At 46.0% G+C, this 24,805-nt stretch carries 21 protein-coding genes; 15 read left to right on the top strand and 6 right to left on the bottom strand.

Going from position 1 to position 24,805, the window contains the following annotated elements; translation table 11 throughout:
* Positions 1–48: 48 nt before the first annotated feature.
* Complete coding sequence (locus JM642_RS12060) at positions 49–252, bottom strand: DUF2986 domain-containing protein (RefSeq protein WP_203431868.1); 204 nt, start codon at positions 250–252, stop codon at positions 49–51.
* Between the two features lie 158 nt (positions 253–410).
* On the opposite strand from JM642_RS12060, the gene yqfB reads away from it, so the two are divergent.
* Positions 411–725, top strand: coding sequence for a N(4)-acetylcytidine aminohydrolase (gene yqfB / locus JM642_RS12055; protein ID WP_203431867.1), 315 nt, complete (start codon positions 411–413; stop codon positions 723–725).
* Between the two features lie 53 nt (positions 726–778).
* On the opposite strand, the gene JM642_RS12050 is transcribed toward yqfB, so the two are convergent.
* The 4 genes from JM642_RS12050 to JM642_RS12035 form a co-directional block, all read right to left on the bottom strand.
* Positions 779–3,844 (bottom strand): efflux RND transporter permease subunit, encoded by a 3,066-nt coding sequence (locus tag JM642_RS12050; protein ID WP_037425623.1) that lies wholly within the window; start codon positions 3,842–3,844, stop codon positions 779–781.
* Positions 3,841–7,104 (bottom strand): efflux RND transporter permease subunit, encoded by a 3,264-nt coding sequence (locus JM642_RS12045; RefSeq protein WP_037425622.1) that lies wholly within the window; start codon positions 7,102–7,104, stop codon positions 3,841–3,843. The genes JM642_RS12050 and JM642_RS12045 overlap by 4 nt, the downstream gene beginning before the upstream one ends.
* A gap of 12 nt (positions 7,105–7,116) precedes the next feature.
* Positions 7,117–8,181 carry an efflux RND transporter periplasmic adaptor subunit gene (locus JM642_RS12040; RefSeq protein ID WP_037425620.1) on the bottom strand — a complete coding sequence of 355 codons (1,065 nt, stop codon included), beginning with the start codon at positions 8,179–8,181 and terminating at the stop codon, positions 7,117–7,119.
* A gap of 305 nt (positions 8,182–8,486) precedes the next feature.
* Complete coding sequence (locus tag JM642_RS12035; RefSeq protein ID WP_037425617.1) at positions 8,487–9,773, bottom strand: citrate synthase; 1,287 nt, start codon at positions 9,771–9,773, stop codon at positions 8,487–8,489.
* A 416-nt stretch (positions 9,774–10,189) separates the two neighbouring features.
* Between JM642_RS12035 and sdhC the strand changes: the two genes are divergently transcribed.
* From sdhC to JM642_RS11985, 10 genes are all read left to right on the top strand, one after another.
* Positions 10,190–10,585 (top strand): succinate dehydrogenase, cytochrome b556 subunit, encoded by a 396-nt coding sequence (gene sdhC, locus JM642_RS12030; protein WP_037417467.1) that lies wholly within the window; start codon positions 10,190–10,192, stop codon positions 10,583–10,585.
* The gene (gene sdhD, locus JM642_RS12025; protein WP_011622411.1) at positions 10,579–10,926 is read left to right on the top strand and encodes a succinate dehydrogenase, hydrophobic membrane anchor protein; all 348 of its coding nucleotides are present in this window, start codon (positions 10,579–10,581) and stop codon (positions 10,924–10,926) included. Before sdhC ends, sdhD begins: the two co-directional genes overlap by 7 nt.
* Entirely contained in the window at positions 10,927–12,693 is a 1,767-nt protein-coding gene (gene sdhA / locus JM642_RS12020) for a succinate dehydrogenase flavoprotein subunit (protein WP_047536607.1), read from the top strand.
* 14 nt (positions 12,694–12,707) lie between these two features.
* Positions 12,708–13,415 (top strand): succinate dehydrogenase iron-sulfur subunit, encoded by a 708-nt coding sequence (locus tag JM642_RS12015; RefSeq protein WP_037417461.1) that lies wholly within the window; start codon positions 12,708–12,710, stop codon positions 13,413–13,415.
* Between the two features lie 215 nt (positions 13,416–13,630).
* Positions 13,631–16,450, top strand: a complete 2,820-nt coding sequence (gene sucA, locus JM642_RS12010) for a 2-oxoglutarate dehydrogenase E1 component (RefSeq protein WP_037417459.1) — start codon at positions 13,631–13,633, stop codon at positions 16,448–16,450.
* 47 nt (positions 16,451–16,497) lie between these two features.
* Positions 16,498–17,688 (top strand): 2-oxoglutarate dehydrogenase complex dihydrolipoyllysine-residue succinyltransferase, encoded by a 1,191-nt coding sequence (odhB, locus tag JM642_RS12005; protein ID WP_037425611.1) that lies wholly within the window; start codon positions 16,498–16,500, stop codon positions 17,686–17,688.
* A gap of 118 nt (positions 17,689–17,806) precedes the next feature.
* Entirely contained in the window at positions 17,807–18,973 is a 1,167-nt protein-coding gene (sucC, locus tag JM642_RS12000; protein ID WP_037417455.1) for an ADP-forming succinate--CoA ligase subunit beta, read from the top strand.
* Positions 18,973–19,845, top strand: a complete 873-nt coding sequence (sucD, locus tag JM642_RS11995; protein WP_037417452.1) for a succinate--CoA ligase subunit alpha — start codon at positions 18,973–18,975, stop codon at positions 19,843–19,845. The genes sucC and sucD overlap by 1 nt, the downstream gene beginning before the upstream one ends.
* Before the next feature lie 378 nt (positions 19,846–20,223).
* The gene (gene rnk / locus JM642_RS11990; protein WP_037417450.1) at positions 20,224–20,631 is read left to right on the top strand and encodes a nucleoside diphosphate kinase regulator; all 408 of its coding nucleotides are present in this window, start codon (positions 20,224–20,226) and stop codon (positions 20,629–20,631) included.
* A gap of 53 nt (positions 20,632–20,684) precedes the next feature.
* Positions 20,685–21,182, top strand: coding sequence for a GNAT family N-acetyltransferase (locus JM642_RS11985; RefSeq protein ID WP_037417581.1), 498 nt, complete (start codon positions 20,685–20,687; stop codon positions 21,180–21,182).
* 98 nt (positions 21,183–21,280) lie between these two features.
* Here JM642_RS11985 and fur read toward each other — a convergent pair whose 3' ends face one another.
* Positions 21,281–21,712 (bottom strand): ferric iron uptake transcriptional regulator, encoded by a 432-nt coding sequence (gene fur / locus JM642_RS11980; RefSeq protein ID WP_037417447.1) that lies wholly within the window; start codon positions 21,710–21,712, stop codon positions 21,281–21,283.
* A gap of 256 nt (positions 21,713–21,968) precedes the next feature.
* Between fur and cobB the strand changes: the two genes are divergently transcribed.
* From cobB to corA, 4 genes are all read left to right on the top strand, one after another.
* On the top strand, positions 21,969–22,715 hold the full coding sequence (gene cobB, locus JM642_RS11975; RefSeq protein WP_037417445.1) for a Sir2 family NAD+-dependent deacetylase: 747 nt from the start codon (positions 21,969–21,971) through the stop codon (positions 22,713–22,715).
* An 11-nt stretch (positions 22,716–22,726) separates the two neighbouring features.
* Positions 22,727–23,176, top strand: coding sequence for an ATP-binding protein (locus tag JM642_RS11970; protein ID WP_203431866.1), 450 nt, complete (start codon positions 22,727–22,729; stop codon positions 23,174–23,176).
* Positions 23,177–23,327: 151 nt separating this feature from the next.
* On the top strand, positions 23,328–23,690 hold the full coding sequence (locus JM642_RS11965; RefSeq protein ID WP_169546773.1) for a hypothetical protein: 363 nt from the start codon (positions 23,328–23,330) through the stop codon (positions 23,688–23,690).
* A 126-nt stretch (positions 23,691–23,816) separates the two neighbouring features.
* Positions 23,817–24,764 (top strand): magnesium/cobalt transporter CorA, encoded by a 948-nt coding sequence (corA, locus tag JM642_RS11960; protein ID WP_037417441.1) that lies wholly within the window; start codon positions 23,817–23,819, stop codon positions 24,762–24,764.
* Positions 24,765–24,805 lie beyond the last annotated feature (41 nt).

Raw genomic sequence — 24,805 nt, 5'->3', positions numbered from 1 at the left:
TTACTTATTGGGCTCATTCGCGCATAATTTTGTTTTTATTAAACAATATTATTGCTCAGTTATTGCCTCTTGTGGCTCACTTGCTGCTGTTTCTATTTCTGCAGCCGCAGCAAGTGCTGCGATCTTGGCGCGTTCAGCCTTAGAGATATAGCCAGATTTTGCGGGTGCGCCAATGGTGGCTGGATCGACTTTATTCAGTCTGGCTTTAGCACGTTTCGCAATTTTTTTGATGATCTTTTGTTTCTTGTTCATAAAGTCTCTAATGTCGTTCGCACCCGCTAAGCGCAGGAATATGAGGCCAATGGCTCAATTGAGGTCGAATTCTAACTTAAATCGCGCAAACTGACCATGTTTTGCTGTATTTTGTGCCGTGCTATCGCATTTTGACTGGATAAATAGAGGGATTAACCTTGTTAACTGACATCACTTTTTTTGAACGCTTTGAACACGATATTTTGATGGGCAAGAAAACGATTACGTTACGTAATGAAGCTGAATCCCATGTGATACCAGGGCAAATCCTCCCAGTGTCGACCTTTGAAACTCATCGTTGGTTTTGTGACATCCAAGTGTTGGAGGTAATGCCCATAACATTGTCTGGACTCACAACACTGCACGCCCAACAAGAAAATATGACTTTAGCTGAACTGCGACTGGTGATTGCCGAGATTTATCCCGGCCTTGAACAGTTATATATGCTCCGTTTTAAGGTGCTAACAAAATAATAAAGGCTGCGATGCAGCCTTTTTAATGAGTGATGTCATGCTATCCCGTCATATCATGCTTTCGCTGTCCACGGTAAGAGTTTTTGGGCGATACGATTCGATTCGCCAAGTCGGACTGCGGCGCGGTAACGCATTCTATAGAGGAGTTGATAACACAATGGCACCAAATATAGGCTAGTTACGGTTGAGAAAGACAAGCCGCCAATAATGGCAATTGCCATCGGATAATATGGCGGGCCGCCGCCACCAATTTGGGTATCGCCCATGGCCAGTGGTACTAAACCTAGTACGGTTGTTCCTACTGTCATCAGTACCGGGCGCAAACGGGTAATACACACTTCGCGAATGGTGTCCGACAGCTTATCGAGATCGGGTGTCATTTGGTTGATTTGATCGACCAAGACGATACCGTTATTTACCACTATACCCATTAAAATCAGAATACCGATCATCGCCATGACCGACATAGGCGTGCCTGTGAGCAGCAATGCCCAAAACACACCCGTTATCGAGAAGAGGATTGAGGTAATAATGGCCGTCGGTAATAACAAGGACTCAAATAGTGCCGCCATCACGATGTAAATCATGGCGATAGCAAGTAACATATTGATTGCCATGATACTTTGATCTTCATCTTGGCGTTCAAAACCGCCCCGTAGCGAATAGTTATAGCCATCAGGAAAACGCACATTCTCCATCACTTGTTTGATCTTAGTTTGGGCTTCCTCTGTGGTGAGATTATCCAAGTTCGCTCCGATAGACAGCGAAGTTTGGCGATTATAGTGCTTGATGGTATCGAATCTAGGTTGGATTTCGATACTGGCAAGGTTATCAAGTGTGTAAAGACGTTGATCTATTCGCACTACCGGCAATTGCTTAAGCTTATCGAGGGATTTTTGCCATTCCTTCTCATAGGCCATTTCGATACGCAGTTCCCCGTTTGGATCGTGCCTAAATGAGCGCAGTGGTGTCCCTCTTAGTGCCATTGAAATGCTGGAAGCTACTTCGTTCAGTTTTAAATCCAGTCTTGCCGCCATTTGCCGATTAATACGGATAACCACTTCCTGTTGAGCACCGTTGACTTCAGAACGTACATCCACTAAGCCTTTGATCGTCGAGAGTAATGGCAACACTTGATCACTCAAATAGATAAGCTCTGAGGTGGAGCGTCCAGTGAGGGTGACGCGTACACCTGAGTTATCGTCACCCCAGCCAAACTGAGGTTTAGCGATGGAGTACTTAGGAAAGCCACTGCGAATATTCTTCTTCAGTTCATCAAGGGACATGGGCAGATCTTTTTTCAATAAGATGACCGATGAGGCTTCGTCGGGAGCATAGTAGCTATACACAGAGTCAATATGGAATTTTTCTTTATTTTTATAAAGATACTCCTCCATTTGACCCACCATCGCTTCGGTCACGTTGAGATTATGGCGCCCTTCAACTTGGTAGTTGATGTAAATTCGCTCTTTACTTTGACTGTCCTCTTGGTCCTGCTTGACCATTGACAAGGGCAGGGCGGTAGATGCGAGAATCGCGATGGCGATCAGCCCAGAACGCCAAGGTCTGAGAAGCACCCAATTAAGACTGCGATTGTAGAAACTTTGCAATTTACCCGCAGATTTCTCTGGTGCAATCTCAAAGTGGAACTTAGTTAACATCAATGGAATTAATGTTTTAGCCACCAAAAGTGATGCTGCCAGCGAAATACAAATCGCAATTGCTACATGCTCAAGGAAAATAGTCAGCTGAACTTTTACCCCAAAAATATTGGGTAAAAACACAATCGCTGTAGTCATAGTACCCGCCAGTACCGCAAGACTGACCTTATCGACCCCCGTCATAACAGCGTTTTCATTGTCTTGGGTGCTGGTTTTGAGTGAGTTACCTTGTTTTTCTTGCAGTACACTTTCGGTGACCACAACGGCGTTATCGATAAGCATACCTACAGCCAATAACAAGCCCATCATCGATAGAATATTCAAGCTGTAACCGAGCAGATACATGGCGGCTAACGTCATACCGATAGAAATTGGTACTGAGGACACCACAATTAGGGTCATCTTGAGGTTTCTTAGGAACAGATAAAGCACGACAAATGATAACAACGCACCGATCAATCCCGACAGCAGTAGATCTGATAAAGAGGATTTCACGCCTGAAGCTTGATCTTCCATAATAAACAAACGGATACCTTGAAACTGTTGGTCTTGTTTAGCCTGCTCAATGACTTTAAGTACACGGTCGGACACATCCACCAAATTGGCGCCGGAGGCTTTAAATACATCTAAACCCACCGCATAGTGTTGATCTAAATGGCGTCCTTCACTGCGCTCAGGCAGGGAAAATTGTACATCGGCAACATCGCCTAAGGTCAGTCCAGGGATTAACACCAGCGCCTTAATATCCTCAAGGTTTCTAAATTCCCCCTTAGGGGAGACTTGATAAACGAGGTTACTTTCTCTCAAGGTGCCAGCACTTAACACGAAGTTTTCGCGCCCGAGACGAGCTTGTAATTCAGTCGCTGAAAAACCGCTGGCGGCGAGTCTATTTGCATTGATCCGCACTTCAATCTGCTTTTGTTCAACCCCATAGAGACTCACCTTAGAGACGCCCTCCACCCGCTCTAATGGTCGTTTTAGCTGCTTATCGAGTAAATCGAATGCACCAGAGAGCTCGCGGTCGCTCGAAATGCGTATAGTGAGTACAGGCATATCGGCAGTGGAAAATTGGCGGATAAATACCCGCTCAACATCCTTGGGCAATAAATGCCGCACGGCATCGATTTTTTCGCGTGCTTCTAAGCTTTTTGTGGCAACGTTTTCGCCCCATTTCATATTGATTTCAATTTCAGCGCCCTCTTGGGAGGACTCTGATTCAAGTTCATCGATACCGCCCATGGTGGCGAGCGACTCTTCGAGCACCTTAGTGATATCGCGTTCCACTTCTGCAGGAGTCGAGCCTTTGTAAGGCACTTGCACGACAATCTGCGGAATATCGATACCGGGGAACATTTCGAGCGGTAATAGACGGCTAGAAGCCAGACCAAACAGCAAGATAGCAAAGAAAAACATGCTGGTGGTGACAGGGCGCTTTATCGCTAGATGGGTGAGGTTCATAGGCGAGCCTCCGCAGTTTCTGCCGTGTTGTCTTGCTCAGTGGCGGTATGCGTAAACTCTTTACGGTCAAACAGGGCATAGAGCACTGGGATCACAATCAAGGTTAATAACGTCGATAAGCTCAAGCCAAATATCACGGTAATCGCCATTGGTGCGCGAACTTCTGAGCCATCGCCTAGCCCTAATGCCATAGGGAGCAGACCTAGTACAGTGGTAAGCGTTGTCATCATAATCGGGCGAAGACGGGATTTCGCTGCGACTTTAATGGCTTCAAGCTTCTGCACGCCCTCAGCACGTAGTTGATTTATTCTATCCACTAATACAATGGCATTATTGACGACGATCCCCGCCAGCATGATAAGGCCAATAAAGACCACCACGCTTAGATGGGTTTGAGTGATATAAAGGCCAAGCACACTTCCTGCCAGTGCCATTGGCACAGCGAATAAAATGAGCAATGGATGCAGCAGTGACTCAAATTGGCTTGCCATCACGAGGTATACCAAGAACACCGCTAGGATCAATGCAATTTTTAGTGATTGGAATGAATGCTCCATTTCCTCATTCTGGCCACCGAAACGGGCTTGCACCGATGCTGGCAATACCTGCGTAGACAGGATCTGCTGCGCCTGGGCTACGGCATCACTTAAGTCGCCGTAGGCAAGGTTTGCCGATACCAAGGCCACCCTTTGTTGACTGATACGGTTAATCGCCGATGGGCCTAATTGCAGTGATACTTCTGCTACTGCACTAAGGGCTATGGGTTGGGAGCTGTCAGGGTTGATAATTAAGGTATCGATGTCGCTAATTTGATCCCGCTCATCCAGTTGACTCCGAACGAGAATATCAATCTTGCGATCACGAACCGTATATTGACTGGCGACAGTGCCACCAACACGTTGGGCAATGCGATTGGCAACCGTCGGGGCATCCATTCCTAATGCGGCTAAACGAGCATGATCGAAACGGATGCTCAATTCTGGCTGACCATCACGCAGGCTAGTATTTACATCGGCAAAGCGATCAGATGCTGACAACGCCTTAACAAGGTTATCGGCACTGCGTTTTAGTAAGGTTAAATCGTAGCCTGTTAGCTCAATCTCCAATGGCGTCTTAAAGCTAAAGAGTTCAGGTTGCTCGATTTTTGCCTCAAGCTCGGGGATGCGGCGCGCCGTGTCTCGTAGCACTTGCGTCACCTGATGATAGGCGTTGTGATCTCCAAGTACGACCTGTAATCTGCCCCAGTTTTCGCCGCCACGAGCGGTGTCTGAGGTCATTAACCCTCCGCTACCCGCTTGGCTGTAGGCATGTTTCACTTCTGGTCTGTCTTTAATCGACATCGCCAGTTGTTGCAAGACCCTATCGGTTTCACCCACAGCTGTGCCAGGTGGTAGCAGTATTTCAACATAGAATTCCCCTTGGTTCATCGGTGGAATTAATTCCATTCCTAAACGGGGAAGCAAGCTAATACAGGCACCAGTGATCCCAATCGTCAGTAGTAACGTCATGATTTGCTTACGCAGCGCCAAAGCCAGTAGCTTATGGTAAATAGACTCGATACTGTGGTACACAACATTAAAGCCATTGCTCAGCGGGCGCATCACTAAGCCAAACAACCACGAAAAGAAGCGGCCAATAATCAACACTAAGGTGAGTAAGGCACTCGGCAAGTAACTAAATAGCAACACAATCGGGAAGGAGAACACCGTCGCACTATAGTGTTTTAATTTGCCAAGTTTAGTGGTCGGTTTTTCCTTCGGCGTTTTATTCATGAGCTCCGGCAAAGCTTTAAATCCTTCCCGTGAGGCCAGCATAGGAATCGAGGTTAAGGCAACAAGCAAGGAGGCCAAGAGCGCAAAGGTCACCGTTAAGGCTTGATCTGAAAAGAGGGCGCCAGCAATACCATCGACAAAAACTAAGGGAACAAACACCGCGAGCGTCGTCATTGTCGAGGCGAAAATCGCGCCAGCAACCTCCTTTGTGCCCGTTACCGCAGCATCCAATTTACTCATGCCTTCACTGCGACAGCGGTCGATGTTTTCGAGTACCACAATCGCGTTGTCAACCAACAGACCAATCGCCAGCGCAATACCACCTAATGACATGATGTTTAAGCTGATATCGGCAAAGTACATCATGTTAAAGGTAGCGATCACCGAGAAGGGGATTGAGATAGAGATAATCAGCGTCGGGATAATATTGCGCAGGAACAGATAAATCACCAGCATGGACAAAATACTGCCTATTAACGCTGAAGAGGTCACTTCACTGACAGCACTTTCGATAAACTCGGATTGATCGTAAATCACTTCCAGTTTGTTCTGCTGAGGATCTTTGTTGATCTTCAATAGCTCATCGCGCAATTTTTTGGCAACGGCGACCGTGTTTGCATCACCTTCCTTATAAATAGCCAGTTCTATCGATTCTTGGCTACCGATACGGGTGATATCGCTGCGCTCTTTAAAGGCATCGGTAATCGTAGCGACTTCAAATAGACGTACTAAGGTTTGTGCGTCGCGATAGACGATCACTTGCCCTAGTTCTTCCAATGAATTGAATTGGTTAAGGGTTCGTACCAGATATTCGCGGTCGCCTTGGATCACTTTGCCCGCAGATAAGTTGATGTTTTCCTCGTTGATGCGACGCTTAATGTCATCGGCATTCAAATTGAGTTGGGATAATTTTTCCTGATTGAGTTGAATATGCACTTCCTGTTCTAAACCGCCGGATAAACGCACAGCGGCAACCCCAGAAAGAGCCTCTAGGCGGCGCTTAAGCTCTTCTTCTGCGTAGGTACGCATCTGTTTGAGCTCTGTCTCAGTGGCATTTGGTACAGACAGCGCTAGGCGCATGATAGGATCAAGGTTGGGGTTAAAGCGAAGTAGTAATGGCTTTTTAACATCGAGCGGCAGGGCGATAGTGTCGAGTTTTTCACGCACATCGAGACTTGCCATATCCATAGTGGTGCCCCATTCAAACTCAAGTACCACATCGGACATGCCTGAGCGAGAAATAGAGCTGATCTTACGTAAGCCTTTCACCACACCGACGGCTTCTTCAATGGGTTTTGAGACCAGTTGCTCCACTTCAACGGGCGCAGCACCGTCGTACATGGTTCGAATGGTTAAGGTGGGGTAGCTTAAATCGGGCAGGAGTTTTACCGCTAAGCGCGAAAATCCGACCATACCAAATAACATAATGGCCAGCATGAACATCCATACCGTGACTGGCCGTTTAACTGAGGTGCTAATGATTGACATGAAAGACTCCTATCAGTTCTTCGTTGAGGCCAAATCGAGTGGGGTAATGACTTCAACTAAGGACTGGTCTTTCAAATTTTGCTGACCACGGGTAACGACGAGCTCGCCAGGCTTGATACCAGAAACAATTTCAATTAAATCACCTTCGCGGTATCCGATTTGAACTTCGCGACGGTTAGCATTGGTACCGTCAATGACGTACAAGGCTTGCTTATTATCTTGATTGATTAAGGCGCTGTAGGGCACGGTAATCACATTTTCATGGGTGTCATATTTTAATTCGACCCGAGTGAACATCCCCGCTTTTAGGCGGGCGTCTTGATTTGGTACGGCCAAAGTGACTTTAAATGTTCCGCTTTGTGGATCCACGACAGGGCTGATACGTAGTACAGTTGCATGGATAGCATTTTTACTCTGTTGATTGCTAAATACTTGAGCCTCTTGGCCTAAGCGCAAACTGGTTAATTGCTGCTCTGGTAGATGCACAATGCCGTGCAATTCATCTTGGTTAACGATATAAAACAATTCGCCATACTCTTTAGCCATATTGCCCGCTTTAACATACCGCTTGGCAATAATGCCATCAATAGGCGAAACCACATGGCTTTCCTTCACTTGTAGTTCGGCAAGATCCCGTCTAGCAATAGCTGCTTGCAAGTTGTATTCAAGCTTGGCCATAGAGTCAGCGCTAACAAATTCTTTATTATTCATTTTCTTTAAGCGGTTTAACTCTTGCTCAATGATTTTAACTTCCGCTTCGGAACGATCTAAATCATATTGCTGACGTTTGGCATCAATAACCGCTAGTATTTGTCCTTTCTTAACGCGGTCGCCTTCTTCCACATTAATGGCTTCGATTAGGCCAGCGATTCGACTGACAACATTCGCCTCCTGTGGGGCTTCAAGGGTGGCCGTAGTACTGTAAAAAGAAGAGACATTACCCTGAATCACGGTCGTCGTTTCAACGGGAATAGCATATTTTTCTTCTTTTTTAGCTACTTCCTCTTCACCACAAGCCGCCAACATTGACACTAATAAAACGGGTAGGGCGAACTTAATCATTTTAGACTTTTCCATAAGAACTGTTACCTATTGTTTGAATATAATGATGCTAAATAGCATAAAACGTGCCACTTGTTAAGTTGCTGTTTTTACTTGTTAATTATTATTTTTGACGATTTTGCGCTAAGATGAATACGCCAGATGTAGCTAAAAAGTTTAAAAAGTGATGAAAAATGCTAAATAAGTTTTCATCGTGGGGCAAGAAGCATGTCATCGGGTGAGGGGCTACTGTCTTAGTAGAACATGCCTAGAGTTAGAGTGAGATAAATGGCAATAAAAAAGCGCCCTTGAGGGCGCTTTGAATCAATAAACCGCAGTGCTTAGCGTTTATCTAGGTCGACGAAGTCACGCGCAGTCTCGCCAGTATAAAGCTGACGTGGACGGCTGATCTTGTGACCAGGTTGATCCAACATTTCTTTCCAGTGAGCAATCCAACCCACAGTACGCGCTAATGCGAACAGTACAGTGAACATGCTGGTAGGAATACCAATGGCTTTCATGATGATGCCTGAGTAGAAGTCGACGTTTGGATAGAGTTTCTTCGAAATGAAGTACTCATCTTCCAGCGCAATACGCTCAAGTTCCATGGCGACATCTAATAATGGATCTTGTACTTTTAGCTCTTTTAACACTTCGTGACAGGTTTCACGCATCACTTTGGCACGTGGGTCAAAGTTTTTGTAAACACGGTGACCAAAGCCCATCAGACGGAATGGGTCGTTCTTGTCTTTCGCACGGGCAATGAATTCAGGAATACGGTCTACTGAACCGATTTCCTCTAACATTTGTAGACAAGCTTCGTTCGCGCCGCCGTGTGCAGGGCCCCATAGAGAAGCAATACCCGCAGCGATACACGCGAATGGATTCGCGCCTGAAGAACCGGCTAAACGTACGGTTGACGTTGACGCGTTTTGTTCGTGATCCGCATGAAGAATGAAGATACGGTCCATAGCACGTTCAACAATTGGGTTTACCTTGTACTCTTCACAAGGAACGGCAAACATCATGCTTAAGAAGTTGCCTGCATAGCTTAAGTCATTACGTGGATAAACGAATGGCTGGCCTGAAGAGTACTTGTAGCACATAGCAGCAATCGTTGGCATTTTGGAGACTAGGCGATAAGCGGCGATTTCGCGGTGGCGAGGATCGTTGACATCGAGTGAGTCTTGATAAAATGCAGACAATGCACCAGTAACACCACACAACATCGCCATAGGATGAGCATCACGACGGAAGCCTCTAAAGAAGAAGGCGATTTGCTCATGCACCATAGTGTGGGTTTTGACTGTGTGTACAAATTCAGCATATTGCTCTTTTGTCGGCAGTTCACCGTAAAGCAGCAGATAACACAGGTCTAGGTAATCGGAGTCAACGGCAAGTTGCTCGATTGGATAGCCGCGGTGTAACAATATACCTTGATCACCATCAATATAGGTAATTGCAGATTCGCAGGAGGCTGTCGCAAGAAAACCCGGATCAAAGGTGAAGTAACCTTTGCTGCCAAGTTTACTGATGTCGATTACGTCAAAACCAGCGGATCCTTGCTTTACTGGCAACTCTATCGAGTCATTCCCTGGTAATTCTAATTTGGCTTTTAAATCAGCCATACCCCGTTCTCCTTACTTCGTTCTTATCTGTGAGTGCGGCATGTCAAACCGCCATTACTTTACAGCCATTGTAGATCACATTTCAATTTAAATAAGCGTTTAAATTTGTTAGACCATGGTATAAAACGCTTTACTTTCCTTGCTACAGCTGGCACTTACGCGAAAATTTTCCTAAAAAAACAAAATTTGCATTCTGTGATGTTTGTATTTGACATTTCCCGCGAGTATACTTGCCTCCGCCTAATAATGGCTGCAAACGATGATGTTAAAGCACCCTTTGTTTACATGTTAAATGAGTGAGTGTTCAAATAGTTATCTGTTTGTTTAAACTTTGCTTTTGTGTTTACTTTTGCTGTGATTAATTACTCAGTTTAAAGTTTGTACAAAAGCGGTTCACATAACAAAAAAAATGCTCAATGGAGCTGAGTGAGCAGAACGTGAAAAAGCAAAGACCTGTCCATTTAGATCTGCAGACCATTCGCTTTCCTGCAACAGCGATTGTGTCAATTCTTCACCGTGTATCCGGTGTCATCATGCTGTTCGCTGTTGGCATTCTTATTTGGTTGCTAAATTCATCTTTAGCCTCCGCTGAAAGTTTCGCAGGCGTTCAATCTCTGTTTGATAACTTTGTTGTGAAGTTCATCATTTGGGGCATTTTGACTGCTTTGACCTTCCATTTATTCGGTGGCCTGCGCCACTTAGTGATGGATACCGGTCGTTGGGAAGAGTTGGCTTCGGGCACCGCCTCAGCGAAAGCTGTATTTGTGTTAACGGTAGCCTTTTCAATTTTAGCGGGGTTATGGGTATGGTAACCAATGCAGCAAGTTTTGGACGCAGTGGTGTTCATGACTTTATTCTACTACGCGCTAGTGCAGTAATCCTCGCCTGTTACACCATTTTCATGGTTGGCTTTATTGCATGTAGTTCCCCTCTCACCTATGACGTGTGGCATGGCCTCTTCAGTGCTCTGCCAATGAAAGTGTTTACACTGCTCGCGTTAGTTGCATTGCTTGTTCACGCTTGGATTGGTGTATGGCAAGTATTGACGGATTACGTCAAGTGCACATCGTTACGCGGTGTATTACAGTTCACCTTTGTCGTTACCGTTTTCTGCTATTTAGCGGCCGGCATTGTTATTGTGTGGGGTGTCTAAGTGAGTATTCCAGTACGCGAATTTGATGCTGTAGTGATCGGCGCCGGTGGTGCAGGTATGCGTGCAGCACTACAGATTTCTAAAGAAGGTAAGAGCTGTGCGCTTTTATCTAAAGTATTCCCAACCCGTTCTCATACTGTGTCTGCGCAGGGTGGTATCACCGTTGCGCTGGGTAACGCCCATGAAGACCATTGGGAACAACACATGTACGATACCGTAAAAGGTTCCGACTTTATCGGTGACCAAGACGCTATCGAATTTATGTGTCAAACCGGCCCAGAAGCCATTATTGAACTTGAGCACATGGGGTTACCATTCTCTCGTTTCGAAAATGGTAAGATTTACCAACGTCCTTTTGGTGGTCAATCTAAAAACTTCGGTGGTGAACAAGCGGCTCGTACCGCAGCAGCGGCAGACCGTACCGGTCACGCACTGCTTCACTGCTTATACCAGCAGAACGTAAAACACAAAACCCAAGTGTTCTCTGAATGGTATGCCCTCGATTTAGTGAAGAACCAAGACGGTGCCATCGTAGGTTGTACTGCGATTGAAATCGAAACTGGTGAAATCGTTTACTTCAAAGCCAAAGCCACTGTATTAGCTACAGGCGGTGCTGGTCGTATCTACGCTTCTACCACTAACGCTCACATTAACACTGGTGACGGTGTCGGTATGGCAATGCGTGCTGGCGTTCAGATGCAAGATATGGAAATGTGGCAATTCCACCCAACCGGTATCGCTGGTGCGGGTGTACTTGTGACAGAAGGTTGTCGTGGTGAAGGTGGTTACCTGCTAAACAAAGACGGTGAGCGTTTTATGGAGCGTTATGCACCAAACGCGAAGGATTTGGCATCTCGTGACGTAGTTGCACGTTCTATGATGACCGAAATCCGTGAAGGCCGTGGTTTAGATGGTCCATTAGGCCCACACTGCTTACTGAAACTCGATCACTTAGGTAAAGAGACTTTAGAAGCACGTCTACCTGGCGTGTGTGAATTATCTCGTACCTTCGCTCACATCGATCCGGCTGATGGTCCGATCCCTGTTCTGCCAACTTGTCATTATATGATGGGTGGGCTGCCAACTAAGGTGAGCGGTCAGGTTATTCGTAAGAATGCTGACGGCACTGAGCAAGACGTAGTGGGTCTGTTTGCTGTGGGTGAGATTGCCTGTGTGTCTGTACATGGCGCGAACCGCTTAGGCGGTAACTCATTGCTAGATTTAGTGGTCTTTGGCCGTGCAGCTGGTCAACACTTAGGTAAAGCGCTCGATGAGACTGCCGATCCTAAGGATGCGACTGATGCTGATATTCAAGCTTCTCTGGCACGTTTACAACGCTGGGAAAACAATAAAGATGGCGAAGATCCTGTGCAAATCCGTAAGGATTTACAACTTTGCATGCAATTAAACTTCTCTGTATTCCGTCGTGGCGATGCCATGGCTGAAGGTTTAGAGCAGTTAAAAGCCATCCGTAAGCGTTTAGAAAATGCTAAATTGTCTGATAACTCTCGTGAGTTTAATACCCAACGTATCGAGTGTTTAGAATTAGACAACTTGATGGCGACGGCGATTGCTACCGCTTATGCTGCTAACTTCCGTACAGAGAGCCGTGGTGCTCACTCACGTGAAGACTATTTAGAGCGTGACGATGAAAACTGGCTATGCCACAGTTTGTTTGACCCTGTGACTGAAACCATGGACCGTCGTGCTGTGAATATGGCGCCTAAGTTGCGTGAAGCTTTCCCGCCGAAGAAACGTACCTACTAGTAGGAGTTGCAAAGATGAAATTGGAATTTGCAGTTTATCGCTACAATCCTGATGTAGATACAAAACCTTACATGCAGGATTACAGCCTTGAAGTGGCTGCTGGCACTGACATGATGGTGCTCGATGCACTGATCAAGTTAAAAGAACAAGACCCAACCTTGGTGTTCCGTCGCTCTTGCCGCGAAGGTGTTTGTGGCAGCGATGGCCTGAACATGAACGGTAAAAACGGTCTGGCTTGTATTACCCCAATCTCTACTTTTAAAGGTAAGAAGTTGGAAATCCGTCCACTGCCAGGTATGCCAGTTGTACGTGATTTAGTGGTTGATTTAACTCAGTTCTACAAGCAATACGAGAAGATTAAACCCTTCCTTATCAACGATGATAAGCAGCCTGCTCGTGAACATTTACAGTCACCTGAACAACGTGCCCATTTAGATGGTCTTTATGAATGTATCATGTGTGCCTGTTGTTCAACGGCTTGTCCATCATTCTGGTGGAATCCTGATAAGTTTATCGGTCCTAGCGGTCTGCTGCATGCTTACCGTTTCTTGATCGACAGTCGCGATACAGCAACAGAAGAACGTCTTTCTGAGCTGGACGACGCCTACAGCGTATTCCGTTGCCACGGCATCATGAACTGCGTTGACGTTTGTCCAAAAGGACTTAATCCGACCAAAGCAATCGGTCATATTAAGTCAATGCTGCTTAAGCGAGCGGTGTAATGCGAGAACCTGAGCTGAAATCAATAATAATATAGCTCTCAAAGAGTCACTTTCTGGGCATAGAAGGTGGCTCTTTTGTGTATGTAATGGAAGACAACGCGCCGTGAAATCTGGATATTCTAGGGGCGGCAGAAATTATGTATCAAAGGTACTGACCTGAGATCACATAAAAAAACTATGGCTAAGCACGTGTATAAAGTTTGAAAGGAATAGAAATGCACCAAGGCATCATGAAAGCCTGGCTCGAATCATCTCACTTAAGTGGTGCAAATTCGACCTACGTAGAAGAGATGTATGAAGCCTATCAAGAAGACCCTCAGTCAGTTTCTGACGATTGGCGTGCGGTTTTTGATAATCTCCCTCCGGTGAACGGTGCCTCAAAAGACGCGCCAGAAGCGGCCCACTCAAAAGTACGTGATTATTTTCGCAGTTTAGCGATGGAAGGACGTCATAAGAGCGCAGCTCGTGTGACCGATCCTGAGTTGGATGCTAAGCAAGTTAAAGTGCTACAGCTAATCAACGCCCACCGTTTCCGTGGTCACCAAGGTGCTAACCTTGACCCGTTAGGTTTGTGGAAACGTGAACCTGTTGCCGATTTAGATCCCGCATTCCACGGTCTAACTAAAGAAGACATGGAGCGTGAGTTCAATACTGGCTCATTCGCCCATGGCGGCGAAACCATGAAGTTGGCTGATTTAGTCAAAGCGCTAAAAGCCACTTACTGTGGTTCTATCGGCGCCGAATACATGCATATTACCGACACCGATGAAAAGCGTTGGATCCAACAACGTCTCGAACCATCCTTAGGTAAAGCTAACTACGATAAAAACGTTAAGACCCGCATTCTTGAAGGCCTAAATGCTGCTGAAGGCATTGAAAAATACTTAGGTGCTAAATTCCCTGGTGCGAAACGTTTCTCGTTAGAAGGCGGTGATGCACTAGTACCTATGATGCGCGAAATTATTTATCGTGCAGGTGAAGCGGGCACTAAAGAAATCGTCGTCGGTATGGCTCACCGCGGTCGTTTGAACGTCCTTGTGAACGTATTAGGTAAGCGTCCTGCTGAACTGTTTGATGAGTTTGCGGGTAAGCATGCTGATACTCATGGTTCTGGTGACGTGAAATACCACCAAGGTTTTTCATCTGACTTTGAAACACCGGGTGGCAATGTGCATTTAGCGCTGGCCTTTAACCCGTCTCACCTTGAAATCGTTAACCCTGTGGTTATGGGGTCTGTACGTGCTCGTCAAGACCGCCGCGGTTGTAAAGATGGTTTACAGGTGATGCCAATCACTATCCACGGTGACTCTGCCATTACTGGTCAAGGTATCGTACAAGAGACATTCAACATGTCTCAGACCCGTGGCTTTAAAGTGGGTGGTAGTATCCGCATCGTTGTCAACAATCAAGTGGGCTTTACCACTTCAAATCACCACGATGTGCGTTCAACTGAATACTGTACTGACATCGCTAAGATGGTACAGGCGCCGATTTTCCACGTAAATTCAGACGATCCAGAAGCGGTTGCCTTCGTTGCGCAGTTGGCCGTTGATTACCGTAACGAATTTAAACGTGATGTGGTGATTGATTTAGTGTGTTACCGCCGTCATGGCCACAACGAAGCTGATGAGCCAAGTGCAACTCAGCCACTGATGTATGCCAAGATCAAGAAACACCCAACGCCACGTAAGATTTACGCTGACAAACTGATCGCAGAAAATACCATTGCTGCCGATGATGTGACCAGCATGATCAACACTTATCGTGATGCCTTAGATCAAGGTGATTGCGTAGTGAAAGAATGGCGTCCAATGACACTGCACACCGTGGATTGGACTCCTTACATTGGTCGCGAATGGGATGAAGCCTATGACGCTTCACTGCCTATCGAACGTTTGCAGAAACTAGCCGATAAGTTGAGCTACGTGCCTGAAAGCCATTCACTGCAATCCCGTGTTGCTAAGATTTATAGTGACCGCGTCGCGATGGCAAAAGGTGAGAAGTTACTCGACTGGGGCTTTGCTGAAACCTTAGCTTACGCAACGATTCTTGAAGATAAACAACGTGTTCGTATTACTGGTCAAGACTCTGGTCGTGGAACCTTCTTCCACCGTCATGCGGTTCTGCACAACCAAAACGATGCGACTACGTATTTACCACTGCGTAATATTGCCGAAAACCAAGGCCCAATCGACATCACTGACTCAGTATTGTCTGAAGCGTCAGTACTCGCCTTCGAATACGGTTATGCAACAGCTGAACCTGGCGGTCTGGCGATTTGGGAAGCCCAATTCGGTGACTTTGCCAACTGTGCGCAAGTGGTTATCGACCAGTTCTTGTCCTCTGGTGAGCAGAAATGGGGCCGTTTATGCGGTCTGACCATGCTGTTACCACATGGCTACGAAGGCCAAGGTCCAGAACACTCAAGCGCCCGTTTAGAGCGTTTCTTGCAGCTGTGTGCTAACCACAATATGCAAGTGTGTGTGCCATCAACGCCAGCTCAGGTTTACCATATGCTGCGTCGCCAAGTGGTGCGCCCAATGCGTCGTCCACTGGTCGTGATGTCACCTAAATCATTGCTACGTCACCCATTAGCGGTTTCTAGCATGGAAGAATTGGCTAATGGCAGCTTCCAAAACGTGATCGGTGAAATCGATACGTTAGAGGCGAGCAAGGTCGATCGCGTGGTGTTCTGTAGCGGTAAGGTATACTTCGAGCTGCTGGAAAAACGCCGTAAAGAAAATATCAATAACGTAGCAATAATCCGTGTCGAACAGTTATATCCGTTCCCGCATGAAGAAATGGTTGCAGCCTTAGCTGATTACCAACATGTGAAGGATTTTGTATGGTGTCAGGAAGAGCCGCAAAACCAAGGTGCTTGGTACTCTAGCCAACATCACTTCTGGGCTGCTATCCCTGCGGGTGCAAAACTGACCTATGCTGGCCGTGAAGCGTCTGCTGCACCAGCTTGTGGTTACCCAGAGCTGCATGCTCACCAACAAGAATCTTTAGTGAACAGTGCGTTAAAGCTCTAATTGATAAGACTGTAGTCATAGACATTTTATAAAAAGGATCGTTTTTCATGAGTATCGAAATCAAGGTACCCGTACTGCCAGAATCTGTTGCCGACGCAACTATCGCCACTTGGCACGTAAAAGTGGGTGAACAAGTTTCTCGTGATCAAAATCTGGTTGATATTGAAACTGACAAAGTGGTGCTAGAAGTGGTTGCACCAGAAGATGGTCATATTGGTGAATTTCTATTCCACGAAGGCGACACCGTTCTGGGCGAGCAAGTGATTGCTAAGTTTATTGCTGGTGCGGTTTCTGGACAAGAAGTGACTAAAGCGCAAGCTGAAGCTGCTGCACCTGCTGCTGCGACAGAAGAGTCTAACGATGCGTTAAGCCCATCAGTACGCCGTTTACTGGCTGAACACAATGTTGATGCTAGCAAAGTGAAGGGCACTGGTGTGGGTGGACGTATCACTAAAGAAGACGTTGAAGCCTTTATCAAGTCTGCACCTAAAGCGGCTGTAGCACCTGCGGCTCCTGCGGTACAACCTTTAGCGGCGGGTCGCAGCGAGAAACGTGTACCAATGACACGTTTACGTAAGACTATCGCTAACCGTTTATTAGAAGCGAAAAACTCTACCGCAATGCTCACGACCTTCAACGAAGTGAACATGAAGCCCATCATGGATATCCGTAAGCAGTATCAAGATATCTTTGAAAAGCGCCACGGTATCCGTTTAGGTTTCATGTCTTTCTACGTGAAAGCGGTAACTGAAGCCTTGAAACGCTTCCCTGAAGTGAACGCGTCAATCGACGGTGACGACATCGTTTATCACAACTATTTTGATGTGAGCATCGCAGTATCTACGCCGCGTGGTCTGGTAACACCAGTGCTGCGTGACACCGATACCATGAGCTTGGCTGATATCGAAAAAGCAGTACGCGATCTGGCGATTAAAGGCCGTGATGGCAAGCTGACTGTGGCAGATATGACTGGCGGTAACTTCACTGTGACTAACGGTGGTGTATTTGGCTCGTTAATGTCTACCCCAATTTTAAACCTGCCACAAAGCGCAATTTTAGGCATGCACGCCATTAAAGATCGCCCAATGGCAGTCAATGGTCAGGTTGAAATCCTGCCCATGATGTACCTAGCTCTCTCATATGACCATCGTATTATTGATGGCCGTGAGTCAGTTGGCTTCTTAGTCGCCATTAAAGACTTCTTGGAAGACCCAACTCGTCTGCTGCTTGATCTGTAATTCAACTCAATAAACGATTCAGTTTAAAGAGTTTATTAAAGACAAAAGTAAGACATACCCTCGTGACTGGTCCAAACGGGCCAGTTGGATTTGATTAGAAGTATACGGATAGATCATCATGAATTTGCATGAGTATCAGGCAAAATCCTTATTTGCCGAATATGGTTTACCAGTGTCAGAAGGTTTTGCTTGTGATACAGCCCAAGAAGCTGTAGAAGCAGCTGGCCGTATTGGCGGAAATTTATGGGTTGTTAAGTGTCAAGTACACGCAGGCGGCCGCGGTAAAGCGGGTGGCGTTAAAGTCACTGGCGATAAAGAAGAAATCAGAGCCTTTGCCGAACACTGGTTAGGCAAAAATCTGGTGACTTATCAAACAGATGAGAAAGGTCAGCCAGTTGCTAAAATTTTAGTAGAAAGCTGCACCGACATCGCTAACGAACTGTACTTAGGTGCAGTAGTTGACCGTAGCACCCGTCGTGTGGTGTTTATGGCCTCAACTGAAGGCGGTGTTGAGATTGAGAAAGTGGCCGAAGAAACGCCAGAACTCATTCACAAAGCGATCATCGATCCCCTGACGGGTCCTCAGCCATACCAAGCGCGTGATCTTGGCTTCAAACTGGGCTTAAACCCAACTCAAATGAAGCAATTCACCAAGATTTTCATGGGTCTGGCAACGATGTTCGTTGATCACGATTTCGCACTGCTTGAAATCAACCCACTGGTTATCACCACTGAAGGTAACCTGCACTGCTTAGACGGCAAAATTGGTATTGATGGCAACGCACTGTTCCGTCAACCAAAAATCAAAGCAATGCACGATCCATCACAGGATGACGCCCGTGAAGCTCACGCAGCAATGTTCGAACTGAACTATGTTGCGCTGGACGGAAACGTAGGTTGTATGGTGAACGGTGCTGGTCTGGCGATGGGTACTATGGACATCGTTAACCTGCACGGCGGCAAGCCAGCTAACTTCCTCGACGTAGGTGGTGGCGCGACGAAAGAACGTGTTGCTGAAGCATTCAAGATCATTCTGTCTGACAGCAATGTAAAAGCCGTTCTGGTTAACATCTTCGGTGGTATTGTTCGTTGTGACATGATCGCAGAAGGTATCATTGGCGCTGTTAAAGAAGTTGGCGTTAAAGTGCCAGTTGTCGTGCGTTTAGAAGGTACTAACGCTGAATTAGGCCGTGAAGTATTAGCTAAATCAGGTCTTGATATCATTGCAGCTAACAGTCTGACTGATGCGGCTGAGCAAGTAGTTAAAGCTGCGGAGGGCAAATAATGTCTGTATTAATTAACAAAGATACCAAGGTAATTTGCCAAGGCTTTACCGGTGGTCAAGGTACTTTCCACTCTCAACAAGCTATCGATTACGGTACGCAAATGGTGGGTGGTGTATCTCCAGGTAAAGGCGGCAGCGAGCACTTAGGTCTGCCAGTGTTCAACACTGTGAAAGACGCTGTGGCTGCGACTGGTGCAACGGCTTCTGTTATCTACGTTCCAGCGCCTTTCTGTAAAGACGCTATCCTCGAAGCTATCGACGGTGGTATTGAGCTTATCGTTTGTATCACTGAAGGTATCCCAACACTGGATATGCTGGAAGTGAAAGTGAAGCTAGAAGAAACTGGCGTTCGCATGATCGGTCCAAACTGCCCAGGTGTTATCACCCCAGGTGAATGTAAGATTGGTATTATGCCAGGTCACATCCACTTAAAAGGTAAAGTGGGTATCGTTTCTCGTTCTGGTACGCTGACCTATGAAGCGGTTAAGCAAACCACTGACGAAGGTTTCGGCCAATCTACTTGCGTAGGTATTGGTGGTGACCCAATCCCAGGCACTAACTTCATCGACGTATTGGAAATGTTCCAAAACGATCCACAGACTGAAGCCATCGTGATGATTGGTGAAATCGGTGGTACTGCTGAAGAAGAAGCGGCAGCTTATATCAAAGCTAACGTGACTAAACCAGTTGTTTCTTACATCGCGGGTGTTACTGCTCCTGCGGGTAAGCGTATGGGTCACGCGGGTGCGATTATCGCCGGCGGTAAAGGTACTGCTGCTGACAAATTTGCTGCATTAGAAGCAGCGGGCGTGACCACTGTCCGCTCGTTAGCGGATATCGGCAAAGCGCTGCGTGCTAAAACCGGTTGGTAATCTAACCGTTAACACACGAAAAGGCGCCTAAGGCGCCTTTTTTATTGTGCATCTGTTAGCCAGTACTCTGGTGGAAGTGTGAGAATGGACAAAGCTAACACCATGCAGGCTAGCATTTTAGTTGGCAAAGGGTTAGATTGGGGTTCTCTACTGGGCGTCATAATCTGATTGACGTGCAAATGTATCCGTAGAGCCACAACCCTAAGCCTTACGCTTATGGCACCATGGCTGTTCAGCTATAAATCTTGTACTTAATTATCACACGATTGCGGCATTAAGCTGCGAGCGTATTTTTTATTGGCTTATCCCATTGGGGGAGGATAAGCCCAGAGCAGATGGCTAACCCTAAGGGGCATCTATTTACATGAGGGAAAGACTGTGAAAACGCCAAAGATTATTATTTCTGAAATCGATTTAGAAAGACTCGAGCGTCTGCTGGAGTCATTACCTGCGAATGCATTTCCGGGACGTGCAGCATTGGAGGCGGAACTCGACCGAGCAGACATTGTGCCCGCAGCGCAGATGCCCGCTAATGTGGTGACGATGAATTCTGAAGTGAAATTTAGTGTGTCATCCAGTAACGACACTTTTTGTTTGCGTTTAGTTTATCCTAAGGATGCGACGGGTGAGGGCACCATTTCCATCCTTGCTCCCGTAGGCAGTGCCTTATTGGGCTTATCACAAGGTGATGAAATCGAGTGGCCAGGCCCAGGGGGCTCAATGGTAAAAGTCCGTATTGAAGAAATTGTTTATCAGCCAGAGCGTAGCGGTGATTTTCATCGTTAGTTGCTAAGCTGGACATGAGTGAGTATATAGAGGGCAATATGAAGGAAGCCAATATGATTATACAGACAGAGCGTTTAATTCTTAGACCCTTTACCGAACAGGATATCGATGCCCTCTATTTGATGAACAGTAACTCTGCGATGTTGAAATACATTCCAACCGAGCCTTTTACTGAGCGTGAGCAAGCTCGTGAACTGTTCCACAATGTGATCCTTCAGGATTATCAACAACGGGGATTTGGCCGCTGGGCTGTTGAGCATAAGGCTGATAGCAAGGTGATTGGTTTTTGTGGGCCAAAATTTATTCCTGAGTTTAACGAAGTCGAAATTGGCTATCGTTATTTTCCTGAATATTGGGGCAAAGGCATCGGTACCGAAGCTGCTCAAGCAGCAATCAGCGTGTTCCCGCAGTTTGGCATTACGCAAATCATCGCTTTGATCTTAGAGGGGAATTTAGGTTCTGAAGCAGTGGCTAAACGCATAGGAATGCATTGGCGTGAACCTAGCGAGTTTATGGGGTATAAAGTCAACGTCTACGCCAAAACTTTATAACTAACCATTTGTATTTTAATAAAAAACCAGCCGATGGCTGGTTTTTTTATGATATAGCTTACAGCTAAGACACGATTGAAATATGCCTTCGAGCGAACTTATTCGTCGTTATGATCACAGGTGTCATTTGTGCAATGGCCGTACAAATATAAACTGTGGTTTGTCAGCTTAATATTATGTTTACTGGCCAATTCTTCTTGACGACGTTCGATCACTTCATCTGAAAATTCAATTACTTTACCGCAAGACAGGCAAACTAAGTGATCGTGGTGATGCTGAGTCGATAACTCGAACACGGCTTTACCACTTTCAAAGTGGTGACGACTGACTATGCCGGCATCATCAAACTGGTTTAATACACGGTAAACTGTCGCTAGACCAATTTCTTCGCCTAAATCGAGCAGTTTCTTATATAAGTCTTCTGCACTGATATGTTGGTTTTCAGGTCCTTGCATCAGTTCTAGGATCTTGACTCGTGGCAGGGTGATTTTCAAACCGGCTTTTTTTAGCGCTTGATTTCCATCTGTCATTGCTAATCTCTTGATTGCAGAACCAATAGGTTCATCCGTGGATAGTGATTGCCATTATAGAGGCTCAAATTAAAAACTTAAACCTTTGTTCTAGCTTTATGGGGCTATATGCAGATAAATTGTGTTACTGAGCGTGAAATCGCAATAAATTGCGGCAATTCAAGCATAGTTTTTGTAAGGTTATACCAAGGAATAATGTTCAGGATGCGAAAAATTCGGGACAATAAATAGAATAATTACAATAAAAGGAAACAGTATGTACAAACATATTGTGGTATTAACTGGCGCGGGTATTTCTGCCGAGTCGGGATTACGAACCTTTCGCGATCAAGATGGATTGTGGGAGGAGCATCATATTGAAGATGTAGCCACCCCCGAAGGTTATGCCCGAGATGCCGAGCTTGTTGAACGTTTCTATAACAGCCGTTGGGAGCAGTTACACAGTGGTACTGTGATGCCTAATGCGGCTCATGAAGCGTTAGCCAAGTTAGAGGCTGAGTTTTCTGGACAGTTATTGGTTGTCACCCAAAATATTGATAATTTACATGAGCGGGCTGGATCGCGTCGCTTACTGCATATGCATGGGGAATTATCTAAAGGCCGCTGTCCTCGCTCCCGTCAGACCTTTTTATTAAGAGAACCCTTTGGGGTAAACAACTGTTGTACGTGTTGTATTCCTGCACAAAGGTTACGTCCCCATGTGGTGTGGTTTGGTGAAATGCCGTTAGGCATGGATAGAATTCACGATGCGCTCGATAATTGTGATTTATTTATCGCCATTGGTACCTCGGGCACGGTATATCCCGCAGCGGGTTTTGTTGACACGGCCAATCATCATGGGGCGCAAACTGTCGAGGTTAATTTACAATCGCCCGATAGACACAGCCAGTTTCAATATCATTTAACCGGTAAGGCAGGGGAGTTGGTGCCTAAATTAGTCGATACTATACTCGCAGGCAAAGTGATTGGCTCCGATTTAGCCGAGTCTGATTTAAAAGAATGAGCAACGAGCCCATGGCGCAAAAACTGGCGATTATCATGCGTGGCTTGCCGGGCTGCGGTAAATCCTATTGGGTTGAACAGTTTGTCGCTAATCTGCCGTTAGAATATGCGCTGCGCGTCCGTCAAGGTGGTATTTTCTCGACCGACAGTTTTTTCTACGAGGGAGAGGTGTATCGATTCGATGCGAAAAAACTTTCCGAATACCATCAACGTAATTTAACTGCATTTATTCAAGCACTCAGCAATGCCCAGCCTGTGGTGATTTGTGATAATACTAATCTCTGCCGCTGGGAGTACATGGCTTACGAGGCCGCAGCCAAAGCCCTTGGCTATCAAGTGCGAATTATACTTGTTGGTGATCCATCAGATCCTGTTCATCAAAAACTGTGTGCTGAACGTAATCGTCACGGTGTGCCGTTAACTCAAATTCGCAGGATGGCAAAACAATTTGAGGATTGTTAACTTTGCTTTGTTTGTCATCTTTTGGTGTTATCTTCGATTCAAAATTAATGTCCAAGCCCCTGAGTAAGAGTTTCATAAGCTTGATCTTAATGACAGTTTCCCTTTTATTTGTCGATTATACTACTGCGAGTTAGTTCCTCTGGAGTGTACCTTGTTAACAAAACTGCTGCTCACCCTCGCCGTCATCATTATGGCGATTTTGCTGCTCGCTAAACGTAAGCCTGGTGTGGTTCAAGCGTCATTACAAAATACGCCTGTGTTACCGAGTCTATTGCGGCGCTACGCTATCAGTGGGGTATTTTTACTGCTGGGGCTTTGTGTTTTAAGCTACAGTGTGTGGTATTGGCACGATCAGCATAAAGTGGTGACCGTGACAATTGTATCCCCATCGGGTGACAGTTTCGGTGTTTATCATGCCCGTAAAGGCGATATCTCAGAAGCAAAGATGGTCACTGTTGAGGGGGTACATATTCGTTTTTCAAATGCTGAGCGACTAGAGATCCTCGAAGACTAAGGCATATTTATTTTACGAATTTATCTCTCCCGCCTTTTCATTGCGAAGTTATGCGTTAAACTAGCGACAATTTTTTAGCCTGCACTTAAGTGGACTTTTTAGCTTAAGTTTTTTTCAGGAGGACACATGATTACTGCCTACGTCTATAAAAACCGTCAGTTGACGGTGACAGAGATTAACACTCAGGACAGTATTCCGGCGTCGACCATATGGTTGGATCTTTATAAACCTGATGATGCAGAGCGAGAGTGGTTAAGTCATTTTTCAGTTGAAGAAGTGCCAGACGAAGAAGATATCAACGAGATTGAGGCGTCGGCACGTTTTTATCAAAACAGCGACGGGCTGCATATCAATTCCTTATTCCCACAACGGGTGGGGCAAGATGTGCGTGGGGTGAACGTTTCCTTTAACCTGCGTACTAATTTTCTACTGACTATCCGCGAAGAGGATGTCGGACTTATCCGCCTATTACGAAACTATCTGCGGTTAGGTCGGCTAGAAGTATCAACCCCTCAGGAATTGTTTCTCGAACTATTTAATTTAAAAGTGGATTATCTCTCTGATTTGATCGAAGACGTGTATACCGTGCTTGAAAATGTCGGTGAGCAGGTTTTTGACAGTGAAGAGCTTGATGATGTGTTTAAGCTGATCACATTGCAAGAAGACTCTAACGGTAAGATTCGCTTAAGTTTGCTCGATACCCAGCGCTCACTACGTTATATGCAGCGATATTACCGCGGGCAATTATCCGATGAACACTTAAAAGACTTACGTGAAATGCTCTCGGACATTGAGTCTTTAATGCCACACAGCCAGTTTATCTTCGACAAGTTAAACTTCTTGCTGGATGCTGCGATGGGTTTTAGTGGATTACAGCAGAATAAGATCATCAAAATTTTCTCGGTCGCTGCCGTTGTCTTTCTGCCTCCGACACTGATCGCGAGTAGCTACGGAATGAACTTTAATGGTATGCCAGAGCTAGAATGGCAATATGGTTATCCGATGGCGATTCTAATGATGCTTGCGAGCGCTGCGGGGACTTACTTTTTCTTTAAGCGTAAGCATTGGCTGTAATTGGCCAATTTGATTTAATCGCAAAGTATTCGCAAAAAGCC

Origin of the sequence: Shewanella sp. LZH-2, assembly GCF_016859145.1 — a bacterium.
Taxonomy (GTDB): domain Bacteria; phylum Pseudomonadota; class Gammaproteobacteria; order Enterobacterales; family Shewanellaceae; genus Shewanella; species Shewanella xiamenensis.
This window is presented reverse-complemented; position numbering and strand designations above follow the sequence as displayed.